This is a genomic window from Stenotrophomonas maltophilia group sp. Smal32 (assembly GCF_030237085.1).
Lineage (GTDB): Bacteria > Pseudomonadota > Gammaproteobacteria > Xanthomonadales > Xanthomonadaceae > Stenotrophomonas > Stenotrophomonas maltophilia_Q.
Window position 1 is genome coordinate 1 of sequence record NZ_JASJSI010000007.1, and the last position, 20,348, is coordinate 20,348.

Below are 20,348 nucleotides of genomic sequence, written 5' to 3' on the forward strand. Positions count from 1 at the left end.
TGGGCCGGTAGTCCGGCACCTGGCCGCTGTATAAGGTGGTGCCGTCGACCGGTTTCGAGAATGTGGGAAGCGGAATTTTTGGGCCGGCAAATTAAACCGCGGTGGAAAATAAGCCCGACGGAAGGTACCACCACGTGGTGTGGGTGGATGTGAAGCCGTAAGGCAGATTCCGCTTTTGAGCGGACCCCTGCCTCGCCACCCGCCCCCGGGGCGGATTGAAAAGCGGCCGAGCGTGGGCTCGGCTCTACAGAAGAATCGCTCAGCGCAGGGAAAGCCGCCGGGCGTGGCCCGGCGCTACCGCTTTATGGACGCAGTTCGACGCCGATGGCGTCGGCGGCATCACGCGCGATTGCTCGCGCTTCGTCGATGGTCTCGGCGCGCGCCAGGGTCACGCCCACGCGGCGATGACCATGCACGCTCGGCTTGCCGAACAGGCGCACCGCGGTATCCGGCACCTGCAGCGCAGCTGCGACGTTGTTGAAGTACGGCACGCCCTCACCGTGCGCCAGCAGCGCGCACGAGGCCGACGGGCCGCTCTGGCGGATCACCGGGATCGGCAGGCCGAGGATGGCGCGCGCATGCAGCGCGAACTCACTCAGCTCCTGCGATACCAGGGTCACCAGACCGGTATCGTGCGGGCGCGGCGACACTTCGCTGAACCACACTTCGTCGCCCTTCACGAACAGCTCGACACCGAACAGGCCCCAGCCACCGAGGTCGTCGGTGATCGCGCGCGAGATCTCTTCCGCGCGCGCCAGTGCCGCGCTGGACATCGGCTGCGGCTGCCAGCTTTCGCGGTAGTCACCGTCCTTCTGCAGGTGGCCGATCGGTGCGCAGAACGACGTCCCGCCAGCGTGGCGCACGGTCAGCAGGGTGATCTCGTAATCGAAATCGATGAAACCTTCGACGATGCAGCGGCCAGCACCGGCACGGCCACCGGTCTGCGCGTAGTCCCAGGCCGGGGCGATGTCCGCCTCGCTGCGCAGGGTACTCTGGCCCTTGCCCGAGGACGACATCACCGGCTTGACCACGCACGGCAGGCCAATGGCGGCCACTGCGGCGCGGTACTCGGCCTCGGTATCGACGAAGCGGTACGGCGAGGTCGGCAGGCCCAGGGTCTCGGCGGCCAGGCGGCGGATGCCTTCGCGGTCCATGGTCAGGCGCGCGGCGCGCGCGGTCGGGATCACCTGCAGGCCCTGCTCCTGCTCCAGCTGCACCAGGGTCTCGGTGTGGATGGCCTCGATCTCCGGCACTACCAGGTGCGGCTGTTCCTGGGCGATCAGCGCGCGCAGCGCCATCGCGTCCAGCATGTCGATCACGTGCGCGCGGTGCGCAACCTGCATGGCCGGCGCATCGGCGTAGCGGTCGGCCGCGATCACTTCCACGCCCAGCCGCTGCAGCTCGATGGCCACCTCCTTGCCGAGTTCGCCCGAGCCCAGCAGCAGCACGCGGGTGGCGGAGGGGGACAACGGAGTTCCAAGCTTGGCCATGGCGGTTCCGGCAGCGATGTGAAGGCGGGTGGGCATTCTAGCTGGCCGGGCACCCGGACCATGGCATCCGACGGACGGTAGTCGACAAGTGATATCACTTTGATATCTTAATTCCGAACCCTCAAGGACGTACCGCCATGAAAGAGAAGTCGCTTGCCTCCCTCAACGGTCTCGGCACCCTGGCCGGATCCCTGCTGGCCGCGCTGGCCGGCGGCGCGCTGTTCGTGCTGGGGGTGGCGGCCAAGGCCAGCACCGGCTCGCCCAACCTGCTGCTGATGCTGGCCGGCGTGCTGGTGGTCGCTGCCGCAGTCTTCATCCTGGCCGGCCTGTACACCATCCAGCCCAACCAGGCGGCAGTGCTGAGCCTGTTCGGCAAGTACGTCGGTACCGTCAAGGACAACGGCCTGCGCTGGAACAACCCCTTCTACGCCAAGCGCCGGGTCAGCCAGCGCGTGCGCAACTTCGAGAGCGGCAAGCTGAAGGTCAACGAGCTGGACGGCAGCCCGATCGAGATCGCCGCCGTGATCGTCTGGCAGGTGGTCGACGCCTCCGAAGCGGTCTACAACGTGGACGACTACGAGAGCTTCGTACACATCCAGTCCGAATCCGCGCTGCGTGCGATGGCGACCAGCTATCCCTACGACCAGCACGAGGACGGCCAGCTGGCACTGCGCAGCCATGCCAGCGAGATCTCCCAGCACCTGAAGAACGAGCTGGCCGAACGCTTGGCCGATGCCGGCGTGCAGGTGATCGACGCGCGCATCAGCCACCTTGCCTACGCCGCCGAGATCGCCCAGGCCATGCTGCAGCGCCAGCAGGCCAACGCGGTGATCGCTGCACGCACGCGCATCGTGGCTGGTGCCGTCGGCATGGTCGAAATGGCCCTGGCCGAACTGCAGAAGAACGGCGTGGTTGAACTGGACGAGGAACGCAAGGCGCACATGGTCAGCAACCTGCTGACCGTGCTGTGCTCGGACCGCGGCACCCAACCGATCGTCAACGCCGGTTCGCTGTACTGAACCACCCTCGCAACGGGCGCCCCACCGACCCGCCAGGAGTTTTCATGAGTGAGAAGAAGGCCTATCCGCTGCGCATCAACGCCGAGGTCCTGGCCGCGGCACAGCGCTGGGCTGACGACGAACTGCGCAGCCTCAACGCGCAGATCGAATACGTGCTGCGCGACGCACTGCGCAAGGCAGGACGCCTGCCAAAACCCACGCCATCGCCGGAGGACAAGGAATGAGCACGCGCTGGAGTTACCAGACGATCGAAGTGAAGACCACGATGATGGGCACCCTGAAGGCCGAAGACATCCAGAGTGAACTGACCCGCCAGGGCCAGCTGGGCTGGGAACTGGTCAACGTCATCATCCCGGCCCCGATGCGCCCGGCCATGCTGGTCTTCAAGAAGGAGCAGTAGCCATGTCCCGTCATCGCAGACTGATCATGTTGTCACTGGCTCTGCTCAGTGCCCCGGCCTTCGCCGCTGAACCACAACAGGTGGCCAATCGGCTGCTTGACCACCTGCAGGCCGGCCAGATCGCCGACGCAGAGGCGATGCTGACCACGCAGATGGCCGAGGCCGTTCCCGCCGACAAGCTGGGCGCGCTGTGGAAGTCACTGGGTGACCTGCAGGAGCGAGGTGCCCCCGAAGTCAGTACGCAGCAGGGCATGCACCTGGTGGTAGTGCCACTGAAGTTCGCCAGCGGCCGCGTCAATGCGCAGGTAGCGGTGGATGCACAGGACAAGGTGGCCGGCCTGATGCTGCGGCCCGCCGCGGCCGACAAGGCACCACCGCCACCGGCCGATGCCCGCTACAGCGAAGTGGACTTCAGCGTGCCGCAGGCGCGCGGCGCCCTGTCTGGCACCCTGGCACTGCCGAAGGGAGAAGGCCCGTTCCCGGCGGTGGTGCTGGTGCATGGCTCGGGTCCGCAGGACCGCGATGAGACGATCGGTGGCAGTCGCCCGTTCCTGGATGTTGCCCGCGGCCTGGCCGCCCAGGGCATCGCCGTGCTGCGCTATGACAAGCGCACCTTCGCCCGCCCGCAGGATTTCGCCAATGACCGCTTCACCGTCGATGACGAGACCACGCTGGATGCGGAGGCTGCACTGGCCAGCCTGGCCGCCGACCCGCGCGTCGACCGCAAGCGCGTGTTCGTGATGGGCCACAGCCAGGGTGGCATGCTCGCCCCGCGCATCGCCAGCCGCTGGCCGCAGGCGCGCGGCGCGATCCTGTGGGCCGCACCTGCACGAACCCTGCTGGAACTGCTGCCGGAACAGAACCGCTACCTGATGGCACTGGACGGCAGCATCAGTGCGCCCGAGCAGGCCTTCCTCGACCGCCTTGACGCCCAGATCGCCGCAGCACGCAGTGATATACCGGCGCCAGCGAGCGAACTGCCACTGGGCGTTCCTCAATCGTTCTGGAAGAGCGTGGAGGCGGTCAACGCACGGGCCGATGCACAGGCCCTGCACAAGCCACTGCTGATGCTGCACGGCGGCCGCGATTTCCAGGTACCCGATGCCGACTGGGTGCTGTGGCAAAAGGCGCTGGCCGGCCGCGGCGACGTGCAGTGGCAGGCCTATCCGGCGCTCAACCACATCGGCATTGCCGGCAGCGGCCCCAGCTCGCTGCAGGAATACGCGCAACCGGGCCATGTCGATGCGACGCTGATCGATGACGTGGCCACCTGGATCAAGGCGCAGCGATGAGCGGCAGCGACCCGAAGCGCTTCGACGTGGCGGAGAGCTCGCCGTTCCGCGTGCTGTGGGTGGTCCTGCCGCTGCTGCTGGCCTTCGCCATCAGCGTCTACGCGCAGCTTCACACCGCCCGCGCCAACGCGCCGTGGGTGGAAGTGACCCTGTCGCCGCCGTGGTTCCGCATGGGCGGCAGCGCGGCATGGAGCCTGGCGGTGATCGCCGCGCTCGGCATCGGGCTGGGCCTGGCCTTCTTCAGGCGCCGGGTTGAGTTCGATGGCGACATGCTGGACGTGCGTTCAACGATGTACCGGCGACGGGAGCCGGTGGCGCAGCTGCGCCTGGACCAGGCCGAGGTGGTCGACCTCGGCCACGATCGCCGCTACGGCATCCGTTTCAAGACCAACGGCTATTCGATGCCGGGCTTCCATTCCGGTCATTTCCGCCTGCAGGGCGGTGGCAAGGGTTTTGCGCTGGTCACCGACCGCAGCCGCGTCCTGGTGCTGCCGGTACGCGATGGCAGCACCCTGCTGCTCAGCCTGGACCGGCCACAGGCGCTGCTGGAGGCACTGCGCAAGGTGGCCGCACCGGCACCGCAGCAGTAAGCTGGGGCGATGCAACGACGCCCGCCCCTGCTGATCAATACCGAAGCCATCGAGCTGTGGCCCGCCGATCTGCTGCGCGCACGCAGCAATGCCGATGCACGCCTGCTGGCACAGGCGCAATGGGTGCTGCGGCGCAAGCGTGATGGCCGTTACCTGGCGGCAGTGCTGGCGCGTGGCGTGCATTCGCTGGTACCGCGCCTCCCGCGCGAGCCCGGTGTCGAGGACGCTCTGGCGCTGCTGGATGCACGCAATGCGCGGCCGTTCGCCACGTCACTGGAAGATCAATGGCTGCCACTGGCCGGGCTGCAGCAGCGCCTGCAGCAGCTCGGCCTGGACCCGCAGCGTTACGCCGACGACAGTGGCCTGCCGCTCGAACCCGAACCCTGCCTGCTGCACTTCGCCGGCCGTGATCGTTTCGCTCGCCCCCTTTGGCTGCGCCGCGACGCCGCACAGGGCTGGCGACGCATGCGCCTGCACGCAGCGCAGGATGGCATCGCACTGGATGCCATCTCCGGCTTCCGCAGCCACGCCTACCAACTGGGCATTTTCGAACGGAAGCGCGCGCGCGGCCTGAGCGTGGCGGAGATCCTGAAGGTCAATGCGGCGCCGGGCTTCAGTGAACATCACAGCGGCTACGCGCTGGACATCGGAACACCGGGCGATGCGCCGGCCGAGGAATCGTTCGAAGTGACCGCCGCATTCGCGTGGCTGCGGTCGCACGCGGGCGGTCATGGCTTCCAGCTGAGCTATCCTCTCGACAACCCGCACGGCATCGTCTACGAACCGTGGCACTGGTGCTGGAAGCCGGCCAAAGGCTGAGCTCCTCGCGGCGGTCGGAAGGCGAAATTCATGGAGCTGTCCGGGTGGGTCGGCTGCGCAGGGTACGCCGCAAGCACGTCCCTGCAGGCTCGGTTGACGCATCCATGCGGTTCATGCCCCCGTCAGCGGACCCAACCCGCCTTCGACAGTTTTCCGCGGCCTGTTGGGACGACCGTGGGGTCGGATACGTTTATCGAAGGAAAACCGATCCGACACCATTCTTGTTTGTCGATACCTGACAGATGTGTCGACCAAGGTCGACACCTACCCACAGCACACGGAATCTGTCGGAGGTGGGGCAGTGTTGCTGTTGCTTCGGCCTTTGCCGTTGCTTGAAGGCCTCTGCGGGTGCCGGGCGCCGCCCGGCCGACTTCCGCCACTTGCGGTGGCAGCGCCTGCCCACTAGCCTTCGGCCGTCGTTCACCACCCAAGGACCGCCCGTGAAACACCGTCATCTCCTGCTGGCCTCGGCAATCGCCGCCGCCACGCTGGCCCTGGCCGCCTGCAAGAAGGAACCCACCCCAGGCACTGATACCGCCAGCAGCAGCGCTCCGGCCGGCGAAACCGCCGACCAGTTCGTGGCCCGCATCAATGCCGAATTCAAGGCCGCCTACCCGGAGATGACCTCGGCGCAGTGGCTGTCCTCCACCTACATCAACAGCGATTCCGAACGCATCGCGGCCAAGGCCAACGAGCGCTCGCTGACCCAGCTCAACAGCTGGATCGAGCAGGCCGCCAAGTTCGATGGCAAGCCGATGAGCGAAGACAGCAAGCGCGCCATCCACCTGCTGAAGCTGATGTCCTCGATGCCGGCGCCGCGCGACCCGGCCAAGCTGGCCGAGCTGACCCAGATCGCCACCCGCATGGAAGGCAGTTACGGTGCCGGCAAGTACTGCACCGATGCCAATGATCCGAACTCCTGCCGCCAGCTTGGCGAGCTGGAGCAGGTGCTGGCACGCAGCCGCGACTACGACAAGCAGCTCGATGCGTGGCAGGGCTGGCACAGCACCACCAAGAGCATGCGCGGCGACTACCAGAAATTCGTCGGCCTGGTGAACGAAGGCGCCAAGGGTATGGGCTTCACCGATGCCGGCCAGATGTGGCGCAGCGGCTACGACATGCCGCCGGAGCAGATCGGCCCGGAAACCGACCGCCTGTGGGAGCAGGTCAAGCCGATGTACGAGCAGCTGCACTGCTACGCACGCGGCAAGCTGGACAAGACCTACGGCAAGGACAAGGCCGAAGTGGGCAACGGCCTGATCGCCGCGCACCTGCTGGGCAACATGTGGCAGCAGGACTGGTCGAACCTGTGGGACCAGCTGGAACCGTACCCGGGCGCCGGTAGCCTGGACATCACCGCGGCGCTGGAAAAGCAGTACCAGACCAACCTGAGCGCGGCGCTGGCCAAGGCCGGCAAGGACGCCAACGTCACCGCGCAGTACAAGGCGCAGCGCGAGGCCGAACTGCGTACCGCCAAGCAGATGACCGAGCGCGCGCAGGACTTCTACGTGTCGCTGGGCATGCCGTCGCTGCCGCAGTCATACTGGGAAAAAACCCAGTTCATCAAGCCCGATGACCGCGACGTGGTCTGCCACGCCAGCGCCTGGGACATGAACATGGAAGGCGATGTGCGCACCAAGATGTGCATCAAGCCGAACGAAGAGAACTTCACCACCATCTACCACGAGCTGGGCCACATCTATTACGACCTGGCCTACAACCCGCTGCCGCCGCTGTTCCAGGGCGGTGCCAATGATGGCTTCCATGAAGCGATCGGCGACACCATCGTGCTGGCGATGACGCCCAAGTACCTCAGCTCGATCGGCCTGGTCGACGCGCCGACCGAGAGCCGCGAGGCGGTCATCAACAACCAGATGCGCATGGCGCTGTCCGGTGTGTCGTTCCTGCCGTTCGGCCTGATGATCGACCGTTGGCGCTGGGGCGTGTTCGACGGTTCCATCACTGCCGACAACTACAACAAGGCGTGGTGGGACCTGAAGGCCAAGTACCAGGGCGTGGCCCCGGCCAGCACCCGTGGCGAGGAGTTCTTCGACCCGGGCGCGAAGTACCACGTGCCCGGCAACACCCCCTACACCCGCTACTTCCTGGCGCGCATCCTGCAGTTCCAGTTCTACAAGGGCCTGTGCGACGCGTCGGGCTACAAGGGCCCGCTGCATGAGTGCACCTTCTACGGCAACAAGGAAGCCGGCCAGAAGTACTGGGCAATGCTGAGCAAGGGTGCCAGCCAGCCGTGGCAGGCCACGCTGAAGGAGCTGACCGGTACCGACAAGCTCGATGCCGGCCCGATGATCGAGTACTTCACCCCGGTCAACGAGTGGCTGAAGCAGCAGAACGAAGGCCAGATGTGCGGCTGGCAGGCCAACGCGGCCCCGGCGGCGAAATGAGGAAAAGGGCGGGTCCGCAAGGATCCGCCCCTTTCCATGTTGTAGAGCCGACCCATCTTCGCCTGTTTTTCAACCGTGCTGCATGGCAAGCCGAGCATGGCTCGGCTCTACAGCATGCGTGCGATCAGCTGTTCTTCTTCGCCGCCATCGCCGCGGCCAGCTCGGCCTTGAACTCCTCGAAGGTCTGGCCCTTCTCCTTGGCTTCGGCCTGTGCGGCATCGCGCAGTGCGTCGGAGTACATCAGACGTACTGGCGTGCCATTGCGTTCGTGCAGCTCACCGGCCTGCATGATCAGCGCCAGCACCTGCGCAGCGCTCTCGCTATGGCCGGCAATGCGGCCATCCATGCCCAGCACCCATTCGCCGTCGCGGCGCACGACACCGGCCAGCAGGGTGCGCTGTGCATCGCGCAGTTCCGCATGCGGCTCCACCGGCGAGGCTTGGGCAGCGGCCTTGTTGGCGGCCTGCTTTTCCTGGCGACGGCGCTGGTCGCGGCGGGTCTTGGAGCTGGTGGACATGGTGCGGTACCGCTGCGAAAGGGGGGCGCAAGGATAGCGCACCCCGCCCACCACGCCGCTTCACGCCCCTCAGTCCAGCACTTTGCCGTGCCGCCAGTAGCCCATGAAGGTGATCGCGCGGCGGTCCAGCCCGCAATCGCGGACCAGATGGCGACGGATCGCCATCACCGCTCCCGCCTCGCCTGCCACCCAGGCATACAGCGGCCCGGCCACGCTGGCATCCGCCTGTTCCCAGAGGATCTGCGCGTCGACATCGATCTCCTCCAGTTCGTCACCGACAGACACCGCCGAGACCGCTGCCAGCCGCGCCTGGACCGCCTGCAGCAGCGGTTGGCCGTGGGCCGCCTGACCACGCGGCGACCAGACCAGCTCGGCCGTGGACGGCGCCTTCAGCGGCACCGCGTCGCCGGCCTGCGCCACTTCCAGCAGCGCCAGCGTGCGTGGCGGATCGGCCAGCGCGGCCAGTTCCTCGAGGATGCCAGCCACTGCCGGCAGCGCGGTTTCATCCGCCACCAGCAGCACCTGGCCGACACCCGCCGGCGGTTTCCATTCCCAGCCTTCGCTGCTGTCGGCACAGTCGGCATCGGGGGCCAGCAGCACTACGCGGTCGCCCGGCCGCGCGTGGATGGCCCAGCGCGAGGCCGGCCCCGTCTCGCCATGCAGTACGAAATCAACGTCGACCTCGCCCTGCTCGGCACGCAGCTGACGGATGGTGTAGGTGCGCATGGGCGGGCGCTGATCGTCCGGCAGCGCCCGGTAGCGCGGATACCAGTCCTCGCCGCTGGGCACCTGCGGCACGTCCTGGCCGGGCAAGGGGAAGAACACCTTGATGCGCTGGTCCGGGCCTTCGGTCTTCATCCGCGCCACGTCGGCACCGGTGAACACCATGCGGTCCAGGGAAGGGGAAAGAACGCGGCGCTCTTTCAGCGCCACCTCGAACAGGCGGTAGGTCTGCTGCGCAGCCATGGGAACCTCATGCAACGACATCGGATCGGCTGGCTGTCGTGCATCCACGCACCGGCTGGCTGGAGTCCCCAGCCTAGTCCGGTCATTCCTCGCCGCAAGCCTTTCGGGCATCGCGGCCCGCCCTACCCCTGCGCGCTGCTCAATGGTCCGTGCAGGCTGCCTGCGCCGCGCGTTCACGCTGGTGTTCCCAGTACCAGAACACGAAGCCGGCAGCGAAGAACGCGGCCTGCCCCAGCGCCAGGTGCAGCGGGCTGGCACTGAGCAGCGGCGACACCACGCCCGCCACCACCGTGCTGATCATCAGCTGCACGAAGGCCTGCAGCGACGACGCCAGGCCACGCTGGTGCGGGTACATGTCCAGCACCGCCAGGGCCAGGATCGGGAAGATCAGCGACATGCCCATGCCGCCCAGGAAGATCGGCAGCACCGCCCACGGCAGCACGAACTGCGGCGACAGCGCCACGTAGCCGACATTCAACAGCGCCGACAGCGCGCACAGGCTGAAACCGATGGCGACCTGGCGTGTGGGCGTGGTGTGCCCGGCCATGCGCCCGGACAGGAACGAGCCGGTGGTCATGCCGCCGATGGTGGGGATGAACAACCACGCGAAACCGCCCTCGCCCAGGTGCAGGTGCTGCATCACGAACACCGGCGCCGAGGAGATGTACAGGAAGATGCCGCCGAAACCGATGCTGCCGGCCAGCGCCAGGCGCAGGAAGCGCGGGTTGAAGCCGATGCGCACGTAGTCACGCAGCAGCACGCGCGGCGACAGCGGCACCCGCGCCTCGACCGGATGGGTTTCCGGCAGGAAGCGCGCGGTGGCCGCCAGCAGGACCAGTGCGAACACCACCAGGAACCAGAAGATCAGCGGCCAACCTGCGCCACTGAGCAGGATCCAGCCACCGATGATCGGTGCGATGGCCGGGGCGATGCCGAACAGCATCGACACCTGGCTCATCAGCCGCTGGGCATCGTGGCCGTGGTACAGGTCGCGGATCACCGCGCGGCCGACGATCATGCCGACACCTGCCGACAGGCCCTGCAGCGCGCGGAACGCCAGCAGCGTGCTCAGGTCGGTGGACAGCGCACAGCCGACCGAGGCGCCGACGAACACCACCAGGCCGCCCAGGATCACCCGCTTGCGGCCCCAGGCATCGGACAGCGGGCCGTGCGCCAGGCTCATCAGGCCGTAGAACAGCAGGTACACGCTGATGGTCTGCTGCACCGCCACCTCGTCCACCGCCAGGCGCTGGGCCAGCTGCGGGAACGCCGGGAAGATGGTGTCGATCGAGAACGGGCCGAACATGGCCAGGCCGGCAAGCAGCAGGGCCATGCGGCGGGTGGAGGGGGCAACAGCGGCGGTCATGGAGGAAACGTCCGGCAGGGCCATGCGGGGCAAGCACGGCGGGCGCCGGTCCCGCAGCAACGGGGACGGCGCCAGATGAATTCGGGTATCCGCCCATCATAGGTGGGGATTGCGCTTGATGCCATGCAGCACTGCACAAAACGCACGGCCGGGCCATCGGCCATTCAGGCGCGGCGGTCAGGGGGCGGAGGCGGCCGCCGCGCCCGCAACGGGCTATAATCAGCGGGCAACACGGTGGGAGAAGCGGAACACCGCTGCCGAAGGCGCAACGCCCGTAATCGCTCAGGCCCGATACCACCCGTAACACAACTCTGGAGAGACCGGTTCGATCCGGCGCCGAAGGGGCACGAAGCTGCGGTTTTCCGCGCTTTTAAACTCTCAGGCAAAAGGACAGAGGGGCGCCCCGCAGACCGCCGACCGGCGGCTTGTGCCCGTGCGTGTGCCCTTTCCTGACGGATCCTTCGCCATGTCCCAGAACACCCCTTCCCTGCGTGAGCTCGAGCACCACAACGCGTTCGTCGAGCGCCACATCGGCCCCAATGACGCCGAGATCGCGCAGATGCTCGACGTCGTCGGCCACGCGTCGCTGGATGCGATGACCGATGCCATCGTGCCGGCCAAGATCAAGTCGCCGGCGCCGCTGGCGCTGCCGGAGTCGATGACCGAAGTGCAGGCACTGGCGAAGATCCGTGCGATCGCCGACAAGAACACCGTGCTGCGCAGCTTCATCGGCCAAGGCTACTACGGCACCCACACGCCGAACGTGATCCTGCGCAACATCCTGGAAAACCCGGCGTGGTACACCGCCTACACCCCGTACCAGGCGGAAATCTCGCAGGGCCGCATGGAAGCGCTGATCAACTTCCAGACCCTGTGCGCCGACCTGACCGGCATGGAAATCGCCAACGCCTCGCTGCTGGACGAAGCCACCGCCGCTGCTGAAGCGATGACCCTGGCCAAGCGCTCGGCCAAGTCCAAGTCGGACACCTTCTTCGTGCACGACGCCGTGCACCCGCAGACGCTGGAACTGCTGCGTACCCGCGCCGAGCCCATGGGCATCGTGCTGCGCGTCGGCACCCCGGCTGAAGCACTGGACGCGGAAGCCTTCGGCCTGCTGCTGCAGTACCCGGACACCTTCGGCCAAGTGGGCGACTACAAGGCGCTGGTCGATGCCGTGCACGCACGCGGCGGCCTGGTGGCCGTGGCCACCGACCTGCTGGCCCTGACCCTGCTGGCTGCCCCGGGCGAATGGGGCGCGGACATCGTGGTCGGCAACAGCCAGCGTTTCGGCGTGCCGTTCGGCTTCGGTGGCCCGCACGCCGCCTTCATGGCCTGCCGTGACGCCTACAAGCGCTCGATGCCAGGCCGCCTGATCGGTGTTTCGGTCGATGCCCAGGGCAACCCGGCCTACCGCCTGACCCTGCAGACCCGCGAGCAGCACATCCGCCGCGAGAAGGCGACTTCCAACATCTGTACCGCGCAGGTGCTGCTGGCGGTGATGGCCTCGATGTACGCCGTTTACCACGGACCGGAGGGCCTGACCCGCATCGCCCGCCGCACCCACCGTCTGGCCTCCATCCTGGCCGCAGCGCTGCGCAATGCCGGCGTGCAGGTCGGTGGCGACTTCTTCGACACCCTGCACATCACCGGCGTGCACGCTGATGAGATCCACGCCAAGGCGCGCGCCGCCGGCTACAACCTGCGCGCGATCGACAGCGACTCGGTCGGCATCAGCCTGGACGAAACCACCACCCGCGCCGACATTGTTGCCGTGGCTGCCGTGTTCGGTGCCACGCTGGATGTCGATGCGCTGGATGCCAGCACTGCCGATGCGCTGCCGGCCGGCCTGCTGCGCCAGTCCGCGTTCCTGACCCACCCGGTGTTCAACACCCACCACAGCGAGCACGAACTGCTGCGCTACCTGCGCTCGCTGGCCGACAAGGACCTGGCGATGGACCGCACGATGATCCCGCTGGGCTCGTGCACCATGAAGCTCAACGCCACCGCCGAAATGATCCCGGTGACCTGGCCGGAGTTCTCGCAGATCCATCCGCTGGTGCCGGCCGACCAGGCGCTGGGCTACAAGGAACTGATCGATACGCTGGAAGCGATGCTGGTCGAATGCACCGGCTACGACGCGGTCAGCCTGCAGCCGAATTCCGGCGCGCAGGGCGAGTACGCAGGCCTGCTGGCGATCCGCGCCTACCACCGCTCGCGCGGTGAGGGCCACCGCGACATCTGCCTGATCCCGGATTCTGCGCACGGCACCAACCCGGCTTCGGCACAGATGTGTGGCATGAAGGTCGTGGTCACCAAGACCGATGCCAACGGCAACGTCGACGTCGAGGACATCCGCCTCAACGCCGAGAAGTACAGCGACCGCCTGGCCGCGATCATGATGACCTACCCGTCCACGCACGGCGTGTTCGAGGAAGAAGTTGTCGAGATCTGCGAGATCATCCACCAGCACGGTGGCCAGGTGTACACCGACGGCGCCAACATGAACGCCCTGGTGGGCGTGGCCAAGCCGGGCAAGTGGGGTTCGGACGTTTCGCACCTGAACCTGCACAAGACCTTCTGCATCCCGCACGGCGGCGGCGGCCCGGGCGTCGGCCCGTGCGCGGTCAAGGAGCACCTGGCACCGTTCCTGCCGGGCAAGCTGGGTGACAACGGCCCGGTCGGCATGGTCAGCGCCGCCAGCTTCGGCAGCGCCTCGATCCTGCCGATCAGCTGGATGTACATCGCGATGATGGGCCGCGAAGGCCTGCGCAAGGCCACCCAGGTCGCGCAGCTCAACGCCAACTACATCGCCAAGCGCCTGGCCCCGCACTTCAAGACCCTGTACACCGGCCGCAACGGCCTGGTGGCGCATGAGTGCATCCTGGACGTGCGCCCGCTGGAGAAGACCAGCGGCATCGGCGCCGAGGATGTGGCCAAGCGCCTGATCGACTTCGGCTTCCATGCCCCGACCCTGAGCTTCCCGGTGGCTGGCACGCTGATGGTCGAGCCGACCGAGAGCGAATCGCTGCACGAACTGGATCGCTTCATCAGCGCGATGATCCAGATCCGCGAGGAAATCACCGCGATCGAAGACGGCCGCCTGGACCGCGAGGACAACCCGCTGAAGAACGCGCCGCACACTGCGACCGCAGTGACCGCCAGCGAGTGGACCCACGCCTACCCGCGTGAACTGGCTGCATTCCCGCTGGCCAGCCTGAAGCAGAGCAAGTACTGGCCGCCGGTGGCGCGCGTGGACAACGTGTACGGCGACAAGAACGTGATGTGCGCCTGCATCCCGGTCGATGCCTACAAGGACGATGAAGTCGAGGCATGATCGACAAACGGCCCGCGCAAGCGGGCCGTTTTTTTTTAAAGAGTGTGGACCAAGGTCCACACCCACCATGATCCGATCACGGGTCCGGCATCTGCCCCAGGCTCAACTGCCACGACACCCCGAAGCGGTCCTGCACCCAGCCGTAGCGGTTGCTGAAATCGTAATCGCCCACCGGCATCAGCCAGTGCCCACCCTCGCCCAGCACGCGCGCGGCGCGCTCGAACTGCTCGGCACCGGAGCACTCCACGAACAGCGAGATCGATGGCGAGAAGGTGAAATCGTGCACGTCCAGGCTATCGAAGCACAGGTAGTGGGTGCCACCGAGCAGGAAGATGGCCTGGCGGACCTGCCCGGGCACGCCGACGCCGGCGCCGGCGCCATCAGGATGGCGTTGCAGGGCCAGCAGGCGGAAATCGGCAAAGGCTTCGGCGTACAGGGCCAGCGCGGCCTCGGCCTGGCCGGTGAACATCAGGAAGGGACGGCTGCGCAGCATGCGGTACTCCCGGTCGACGGGCCGGTGACGGCCCACGCAAGCAGGATTACACGCCGAATGTATGCCCTCTGTAGAGCCGAGCCCATGCTCGGCTGACATCTGCCCGAACGGCAGCCGACCGTAGGGTCGGCTCTACGGGATCACGCCTCGCGCATGCGCCGGGCGATGGCGCTGCCGGCGGCGATGGTGGCGGTCAGCGCCACCATCGACAGGAACTGCAGGCGGGTGTGCGACTCGCTCAGCAGCAGGCCGAAGATCAGCGCCAGGATCGCCAGCGCGCACACCGTCAGCCACGGGAAACCAGCCATGCGGAACGGCAGGCGGGTGCCCAGGCGATCCGCGCGGCGGCGCAGAACCAGCTGCGAGACCAGCGACAGCGTCCACACCAGCAGGCAGGTGGAACCGACGATGTTCAGCAGCACCGGCAGCACCCGGTCCGGGAACAGCAGTTCCATCACGGTGGCGGCGAAACCGAACAGCACGCTGGCCAGCACGGCGATGACCGGCACCTGGCGCGGGTCGGTCCAGCCCAGCACGGCAGGGGCTTCACGACGCTGCGCCAGCGAATACATCATGCGCGAGGCGCCGTAGAGGTTGGCATTGAGCGCCGACAGCAGCGCGATCACCGCGATCAGGGTGATGACGGTGCCCGCGCCCGGGATACGGGCGATATCCAGCACCGCAGCGAACGGCGATTTCAGCGCCTCGCTGGTCCACGGCACCACAGCGATGATCACGCTCAGCGAGCCGATGTAGAACACCAGGATGCGCCAGGCCACCGTGCGGATCGCACGGGCAATGCTGCGTTCCGGGTCTTCGGTCTCGGCAGCAGCGACGGCCACGATCTCGGTGCCGCCAAAGGCGAACACCACCACCAGCAGCGCGGCACCGATGCCGGCCAGGCCCTTCGGTGCGAAGCCACCGTGTTCGGTGAAGTTGCTCAGGCCCGGCGAGGTCACCTGCGGCAGCCAGCCCATCAGCAGCGCCACGCCGATGGCGATGAAGGCCAGGATCGCCGCGACCTTGAGGATGGCGAACCAGAATTCGAACTCGCCGAAGTTCTTCACCCCGAGCAGGTTGATCGCGGTGAAGAACAGCATGAAGGCCAGCGCCGCCATCGGTACAGGTACCGCTGGCCAGACGGTGGCCAGCAGACCGGCCGCCCCCACCGCCTCGGCAGCGATCACGATCACCAGCTGCACCCACCACAGCCAGCCCACGGTGGCACCGGCGGTGGCGCCCATGGCATCGGCGGCATAGACCGAGAACGCGCCACTGGTTGGTTTGGCCGCCGCCATTTCGCCCAGTGCGTTCATCACGATGATCACCAGCGCGCCAGCGACCAGATACGACACCAGCACCGCCGGACCGGCCGCCTGCACGCCCACGCCCGAGCCGAGGAACAGGCCGGCGCCGATGGCGCTGCCCAGGCCCATCATGATCAGCTGGCGGGGCTTGAGCGAATGTCCGAGGCGGGACGGCGAAGCGGTCGGAATCGAGTTGGGCATCGACGGGGCTGGCGGCGGGCTACAGGGGCGACACCTTACCCTGTCCCATGCCCGCGGGGATAGGCACAGCGCAGCAGGCCGCTCAGGCCAGTGCGGGCTCGCCGACGTTGCCGCCGATACGGGCACGGTAGGCGCGCGGCGAGAAACCGGTTTCAGCCTTGAACTTGCGGGTGAAGGCGCTCTGGTCGCTGAAACCGCAGGCCTGGCCGATGCTGGCGATGCTCTCGTCACCGTGCAGCAGGTGCATGGCCATCTGGATCCGCAGCCGGGTCAGCACCTGCTGCGGGGTCATCTGGAACACCTTGCGGAAGCTGCGCTCCAGCTTGGACAGCGAAAAGCCGGTGATGTCCAGCAGGGTCTGCATGCGCACGTTCTCGGCGTAGTGCGCGTTGAGGTGGGCCAGTGCCAGCCGCAGCTGTTCGTACTGGGTACCCAGGCTGTCCTTCTGGCCAAGGTCGCGGGAAATGCCGATCAACCCCTCGATGGCCCCATCGACCACCAGCGGGCGCTTGCAGGTCAGGCACCAGCCCGGTTCGCGGTTGGCGAACAGGTGCAGCTCCATCAGGTTCTCGATCACCTCGCCGGACAGCACGCGGGCGTCCTGGTCGACGTAGTCCGCGCTGAGGCCGGTCGGGTAGATTTCGGCCGCGGTGCGCCCGATCACGTCCTTGCGCGCGCGCAGGCCCAGCCGCCGCAGCATGGTCTGGTTGACGTGGGTGTAACGCCCCTGGAGATCCTTGATGAAGAACAGCACATCCGGGATGGCGTCGAACAGGGCTTCGATGTCGGCGGGCTCGACTCGCATGCGGCAAGCATAGCCGAGGCCCCTTGCCGGTGCGATCACCCTTGCGGGACTTGCGCTTAACGCTGCCAGGTCCACCGTGAGGCCAGTTCCTGCCGGAGACCGGTCATGCCCCGCGGTGACAAGTCCGCCTATACCGAAAAGCAGAAGCGCCAAGCCGAGCACATCGAGGACAGCGAGCGCGAGCGTGGTGCCAGTAAAAGCACCGCCGAACGCATCGCCTGGGCCACCGTGAACAAGCAGGATGGTGGGGGCAAGCGCAGTGGCAGTGGGCGCAAGGCGGCGAAGAAGGCGACCACCAAGAAGTCACCCGCCCGTAGTTGACACCCACGATGACCGTTCCGGCCCTTGTGCCCGAACTCGCCGATTGGCTTGCACCACCCGCCGGAAGGTCAAATCATTGGAGACGCCGATCCTGGAGCCCTCAGAAATCCTGAACCTGCACGGGATCGGACCTGCCAACCCGTACTCTTGGTCCACATGAATCCAGAAACGCTGCTTGATGCTTTCCAGAATGCACACAACGAATACTTCCATCTGCTGATGAAGCATTACCCGTCTGGCAGAAAGCAGGGCCATGACGACGAATTCGGGGCACCCCGGCTCTACGAGCTTGCAGTGGAGGTTCATGCATGCTCGATTGCATTGGGCCCAACGCCATTGAAACGATTGTGTGCGCTGGGGCTGGAGCAACTCTACCCATTCGACAATCCCGTGGATATCTACACGTGGCGAGTCGAAGTAAGACAAAAGAAGATCCCGCACACTCTATTCGCATCAATTGCCATTCGGATCGATTCCGAACTTGCCAGAATGCGTCGGCTACTCGAACTGACCCCAGATGCGCTGGTCAACGAGCTTCTGCCCGACCGGCAGTTCCTGCGTCACAGCGGCGAACCATTTTTCCCCGAATCCAAGGCTGAAGCGACGGGTACAGCACCTGCGTCAATGGACAATGCCGCCTTGGGGTCGGTGATGTACGTCGGCAGTATCCACGTGAACTCGGCACCAGAGCATCAAGCCGTGAACAAGCTGGAACGCCTGGAGAAAACCACGGCCATCGGCTCGCACTCATCCACCATCATCAATGCGATTCGGCTGTTCTTCGGCACCTAGCATTGGCATGAACAATCCAAATGCGCGCGCTGGAGCCACTCCAGCGCGCGAGCCATTCATCACGCGGCGGACTTTGATCGCATAGACCTGTCCTGCACTTCACCTTCCACCTTGAACACCGACACCGACGTGGTCAGTGCATGCGCCTGCTCCTCCAGCGCGCGGCTGGCCGCGGTCGCTTCTTCCACCAGTGCAGCGTTCTGCTGGGTCACCTGGTCCATCTGCACCACCACCTGGTTGACCTGCTCGATACCGGCCGCCTGTTCCTTGCTGGCCGCTGCGATGTCGCTCATCAGCTGGGTGGTGCGCGAGCTGGCCTGGGCCACGCGCGCAATGGCGGCTTCGGATTCAACGGTGACCGCCAGGCCACTCTTCACCTTGGCAGCGGCGTCTTCGATCAGTTCCTTGATCTCTTTGGCGGCCACGCCGGCACGCTGCGCGAGCGTGCGCACTTCGCTGGCAACCACGGCAAACCCACGGCCCTGCTCGCCCGCACGGGCGGCTTCCACCGCAGCATTCAGCGCCAGGATGTTGGTCTGGAACGCGATGCCGTCGATCACCGTGGAGATCTCCGAGATGCGTGCCGATGACTGATCGATCTCGCCCATCACCGATGCCATCTGTGCCATGGCCTGCTCGGTCTCGCGCACTGCGGCACCGGCGGCATGCGCTTCGCTGTCGGCCTGACGGGCCAGCTCGGCATTCTGGCGCACGGTGGAGGTCAGCTCCTCCATCGATGCTGCGGCCTCTTCCAGGTTGGCGGCCTGCTGCTCGGTGCGGCGCGACAGGTCGTTGTTGCCGGCGGCCAGTTCCTGCGCTGCGTTGTTGATGCTGTCGGCGGCCACCTGGATGCCCCGCACGATGCCGGTCAGCTGCGCGGTGGTTGTGTTGGCGTCGTCGCGCATGCGCGCGAACACTCCGTCGTACTCGCCCTCCATGCGCGCGGTCAGGTCGCCGTGCGAGATTGCACGCAGCACGTCGGAGACGTCGGCGATGCTGGCCTGCGAACTGGCCATCATGCCGTTGAGGTGCTCGACCATCGCCTTGAACTGGTACTGGAACGCTGCGGCATCGCCACGCATGCTGAAATCACCGGCGCGTGCGGCGCGGGCCAGTTCATCGATCTGCGCGTTGATCGCCATCAGGCTCTGCTTCACCGCCGCCAGGGTGCGGGTCAGTGTGCCCTTCTCGCCCGGGTAGTCCGGCAGATCACGGCTGAGGTCACCGATGGCGTAGCGCTGCATCACCTCGGCCATCAGCAGCTCAACCTGCACGTGCGATTCGACCAGGCTGTTGGTGGCCTGCACCATGCGGCCGAAATCACCGGGGAACGCACTGGCATCCATGCGATAGCGGATCGCACCGGCCTCATGCTGTTCGGCCATCTGCAGCTGCGCGCCGATCGCCGCCTGCACGCTCTGCCGCACGCTGGCCATCGCCTCGCCCAGCTGGGTCAGTTCGTCACGGCCACCAAGGCGGAACTCCTGGTCCAGTTGGCCCTTGGACAGGCGCTCGGCCAGGTTCACCGCGCGGGCCAGCGGGCCGGTCAGGCTGCGGCCGATCATCACCGAGGCACCGATGCCCACCAGCAGCGCGACGCCGCCCAGCACCAGCAGCTGCAGCAGGCTGCGCTCGCCCAGCCTGATCGCCTCGGCGGCTGCATCGCGGCTTTCCTTCTCTTCGAAGTCCACGCCATCGGACAGCGCCTTGTTCCAGCCATTGGCGGCTTCCTGCACCGGGCCCAGGGTCAGCGCCACGGCGCCCGGGTAGTCACCCTGCTCCATCAGTTCGCTGGTCTGCTTGTTGAGCGGGCGCGCGACGGCACGCTTGGCCGCGATGGTTTCCGCGATGGCCTTGCCCTGGGCGTCGCTGGGCAGCGCCTGGTAGGCGGTCCAGCTGGCCTCGTAGCGCTTGACCAGATCGGCGATGCGCTGCTCGTCGTGTCCGCGATCTTCGCCCTGGCGGATCAGCATCTCGCGGCGCACCACCATCATCTGGTTGTTGGTATCGAGCATCTGCGACAACAGACGCACCTTGGCCACGCTGATGTCGACCACCTTCTGCATCGCGCGCTTCTGCACGACACTGGCGGTGGCGCCGGTGGCCACCACGGCGGCAACCAGCAACAACAGCAGGCCAAAGCCCAGCCCAAGACGCCAGGCAACCCTGACATTCCTCAAGTAGTTCATCGGTACATCCAAAACGGGGGGATGCGCCCCTATCGGCCGCGC

17 protein-coding genes, 1 pseudogene and 1 riboswitch are annotated in these 20,348 nt (G+C 66.6%); of the genes and pseudogenes, 10 read left to right on the plus strand and 8 right to left on the minus strand.

The annotated features are described in order from the left end of the window. Nucleotides 1-302 precede the first annotated feature (302 nt). Nucleotides 303-1,490 carry a formate-dependent phosphoribosylglycinamide formyltransferase gene (gene purT / locus QRO91_RS03025; RefSeq protein WP_049427818.1) on the minus strand — a complete coding sequence of 396 codons (1,188 nt, stop codon included), beginning with the start codon at nt 1,488-1,490 and terminating at the stop codon, nt 303-305. Between the two features lie 137 nt (nt 1,491-1,627). On the opposite strand from purT, the gene QRO91_RS03030 reads away from it, so the two are divergent. The 7 genes from QRO91_RS03030 (at nt 1,628) to QRO91_RS03060 (ending at nt 8,015) form a co-directional block, all read left to right on the plus strand. Next, the gene (locus tag QRO91_RS03030; protein WP_019659308.1) at nt 1,628-2,509 is read left to right on the plus strand and encodes an SPFH domain-containing protein; all 882 of its coding nucleotides are present in this window, start codon (nt 1,628-1,630) and stop codon (nt 2,507-2,509) included. A 44-nt stretch (nt 2,510-2,553) separates the two neighbouring features. Beyond that, nucleotides 2,554-2,733 (plus strand): hypothetical protein, encoded by a 180-nt coding sequence (locus QRO91_RS03035; RefSeq protein WP_005408543.1) that lies wholly within the window; start codon nt 2,554-2,556, stop codon nt 2,731-2,733. Next, a complete protein-coding gene (locus tag QRO91_RS03040) occupies nt 2,730-2,909 on the plus strand; it encodes a DUF4177 domain-containing protein (RefSeq protein WP_049427821.1) in 180 nt (59 codons plus the stop codon). The genes QRO91_RS03035 and QRO91_RS03040 overlap by 4 nt, the downstream gene beginning before the upstream one ends. A 2-nt stretch (nt 2,910-2,911) precedes the next feature. Continuing rightward, nucleotides 2,912-4,201, plus strand: coding sequence for an alpha/beta fold hydrolase (locus tag QRO91_RS03045; RefSeq protein ID WP_238378634.1), 1,290 nt, complete (start codon nt 2,912-2,914; stop codon nt 4,199-4,201). Beyond that, on the plus strand, nt 4,198-4,791 hold the full coding sequence (locus tag QRO91_RS03050) for a PH domain-containing protein (RefSeq protein ID WP_049427823.1): 594 nt from the start codon (nt 4,198-4,200) through the stop codon (nt 4,789-4,791). Before QRO91_RS03045 ends, QRO91_RS03050 begins: the two co-directional genes overlap by 4 nt. A gap of 9 nt (nt 4,792-4,800) precedes the next feature. Next, nucleotides 4,801-5,610 carry a D-alanyl-D-alanine carboxypeptidase family protein gene (locus QRO91_RS03055; RefSeq protein WP_049427825.1) on the plus strand — a complete coding sequence of 270 codons (810 nt, stop codon included), beginning with the start codon at nt 4,801-4,803 and terminating at the stop codon, nt 5,608-5,610. A gap of 440 nt (nt 5,611-6,050) precedes the next feature. Continuing rightward, nucleotides 6,051-8,015 carry a M2 family metallopeptidase gene (locus QRO91_RS03060; RefSeq protein WP_049429959.1) on the plus strand — a complete coding sequence of 655 codons (1,965 nt, stop codon included), beginning with the start codon at nt 6,051-6,053 and terminating at the stop codon, nt 8,013-8,015. Between the two features lie 124 nt (nt 8,016-8,139). Here QRO91_RS03060 and QRO91_RS03065 read toward each other — a convergent pair whose 3' ends face one another. The 3 genes from QRO91_RS03065 to QRO91_RS03075 form a co-directional block, all read right to left on the minus strand. Then, the gene (locus tag QRO91_RS03065) at nt 8,140-8,532 is read right to left on the minus strand and encodes a hypothetical protein (RefSeq protein WP_008265644.1); all 393 of its coding nucleotides are present in this window, start codon (nt 8,530-8,532) and stop codon (nt 8,140-8,142) included. Between the two features lie 69 nt (nt 8,533-8,601). Continuing rightward, nucleotides 8,602-9,498 (minus strand): siderophore-interacting protein, encoded by an 897-nt coding sequence (locus tag QRO91_RS03070; protein WP_285310249.1) that lies wholly within the window; start codon nt 9,496-9,498, stop codon nt 8,602-8,604. A 139-nt stretch (nt 9,499-9,637) separates the two neighbouring features. Beyond that, nucleotides 9,638-10,864 carry a multidrug effflux MFS transporter gene (locus QRO91_RS03075; protein ID WP_049429961.1) on the minus strand — a complete coding sequence of 409 codons (1,227 nt, stop codon included), beginning with the start codon at nt 10,862-10,864 and terminating at the stop codon, nt 9,638-9,640. 301 nt (nt 10,865-11,165) lie between these two features. Further along, nucleotides 11,166-11,268: riboswitch (glycine riboswitch) on the plus strand. Nucleotides 11,269-11,330: 62 nt separating this feature from the next. Here QRO91_RS03075 and gcvP point away from each other — a divergent pair. Continuing rightward, entirely contained in the window at nt 11,331-14,198 is a 2,868-nt protein-coding gene (gcvP, locus tag QRO91_RS03080) for an aminomethyl-transferring glycine dehydrogenase (RefSeq protein ID WP_197620199.1), read from the plus strand. Between the two features lie 76 nt (nt 14,199-14,274). Here the strand turns inward: gcvP and QRO91_RS03085 are convergent, their stop codons facing one another. The 3 genes from QRO91_RS03085 to QRO91_RS03095 all read right to left on the minus strand — a co-directional run bounded on the left by QRO91_RS03085 (nt 14,275) and on the right by QRO91_RS03095 (nt 17,004). Then, nucleotides 14,275-14,691, minus strand: a complete 417-nt coding sequence (locus tag QRO91_RS03085) for a VOC family protein (protein ID WP_197620200.1) — start codon at nt 14,689-14,691, stop codon at nt 14,275-14,277. Between the two features lie 140 nt (nt 14,692-14,831). Next, entirely contained in the window at nt 14,832-16,199 is a 1,368-nt protein-coding gene (locus QRO91_RS03090; RefSeq protein ID WP_197620201.1) for an amino acid permease, read from the minus strand. An 82-nt stretch (nt 16,200-16,281) separates the two neighbouring features. Further along, nucleotides 16,282-17,004 carry an AraC family transcriptional regulator gene (locus QRO91_RS03095; RefSeq protein ID WP_049429965.1) on the minus strand — a complete coding sequence of 241 codons (723 nt, stop codon included), beginning with the start codon at nt 17,002-17,004 and terminating at the stop codon, nt 16,282-16,284. Between the two features lie 105 nt (nt 17,005-17,109). Here QRO91_RS03095 and QRO91_RS03100 point away from each other — a divergent pair. Beyond that, a pseudogene (locus tag QRO91_RS03100) lies at nt 17,110-17,319 on the plus strand (hypothetical protein); the annotation flags it as partial. A gap of 162 nt (nt 17,320-17,481) precedes the next feature. Continuing rightward, on the plus strand, nt 17,482-18,117 hold the full coding sequence (locus tag QRO91_RS03105; protein WP_197620203.1) for a hypothetical protein: 636 nt from the start codon (nt 17,482-17,484) through the stop codon (nt 18,115-18,117). Between the two features lie 59 nt (nt 18,118-18,176). Here the strand turns inward: QRO91_RS03105 and QRO91_RS03110 are convergent, their stop codons facing one another. Continuing rightward, on the minus strand, nt 18,177-20,306 hold the full coding sequence (locus QRO91_RS03110; protein ID WP_197632906.1) for a methyl-accepting chemotaxis protein: 2,130 nt from the start codon (nt 20,304-20,306) through the stop codon (nt 18,177-18,179). Nucleotides 20,307-20,348 lie beyond the last annotated feature (42 nt).

Coding starts and splice junctions, on each gene's coding strand:
- purT (WP_049427818.1), bottom strand. CDS start 1,490: ATGGCCAAGCTTGGAACTCCGTTGTCCCCCTCCGCCACCCGCGTGCTG.
- QRO91_RS03030 (WP_019659308.1), top strand. CDS start 1,628: ATGAAAGAGAAGTCGCTTGCCTCCCTCAACGGTCTCGGCACCCTGGCC.
- QRO91_RS03035 (WP_005408543.1), top strand. CDS start 2,554: ATGAGTGAGAAGAAGGCCTATCCGCTGCGCATCAACGCCGAGGTCCTG.
- QRO91_RS03040 (WP_049427821.1), top strand. CDS start 2,730: ATGAGCACGCGCTGGAGTTACCAGACGATCGAAGTGAAGACCACGATG.
- QRO91_RS03045 (WP_238378634.1), top strand. CDS start 2,912: ATGTCCCGTCATCGCAGACTGATCATGTTGTCACTGGCTCTGCTCAGT.
- QRO91_RS03050 (WP_049427823.1), top strand. CDS start 4,198: ATGAGCGGCAGCGACCCGAAGCGCTTCGACGTGGCGGAGAGCTCGCCG.
- QRO91_RS03055 (WP_049427825.1), top strand. CDS start 4,801: ATGCAACGACGCCCGCCCCTGCTGATCAATACCGAAGCCATCGAGCTG.
- QRO91_RS03065 (WP_008265644.1), bottom strand. CDS start 8,532: ATGTCCACCAGCTCCAAGACCCGCCGCGACCAGCGCCGTCGCCAGGAA.
- QRO91_RS03070 (WP_285310249.1), bottom strand. CDS start 9,498: ATGGCTGCGCAGCAGACCTACCGCCTGTTCGAGGTGGCGCTGAAAGAG.
- QRO91_RS03075 (WP_049429961.1), bottom strand. CDS start 10,864: ATGACCGCCGCTGTTGCCCCCTCCACCCGCCGCATGGCCCTGCTGCTT.
- gcvP (WP_197620199.1), top strand. CDS start 11,331: ATGTCCCAGAACACCCCTTCCCTGCGTGAGCTCGAGCACCACAACGCG.
- QRO91_RS03085 (WP_197620200.1), bottom strand. CDS start 14,691: ATGCTGCGCAGCCGTCCCTTCCTGATGTTCACCGGCCAGGCCGAGGCC.
- QRO91_RS03090 (WP_197620201.1), bottom strand. CDS start 16,199: ATGCCCAACTCGATTCCGACCGCTTCGCCGTCCCGCCTCGGACATTCG.
- QRO91_RS03095 (WP_049429965.1), bottom strand. CDS start 17,004: ATGCGAGTCGAGCCCGCCGACATCGAAGCCCTGTTCGACGCCATCCCG.
- QRO91_RS03105 (WP_197620203.1), top strand. CDS start 17,482: ATGAATCCAGAAACGCTGCTTGATGCTTTCCAGAATGCACACAACGAA.
- QRO91_RS03110 (WP_197632906.1), bottom strand. CDS start 20,306: ATGAACTACTTGAGGAATGTCAGGGTTGCCTGGCGTCTTGGGCTGGGC.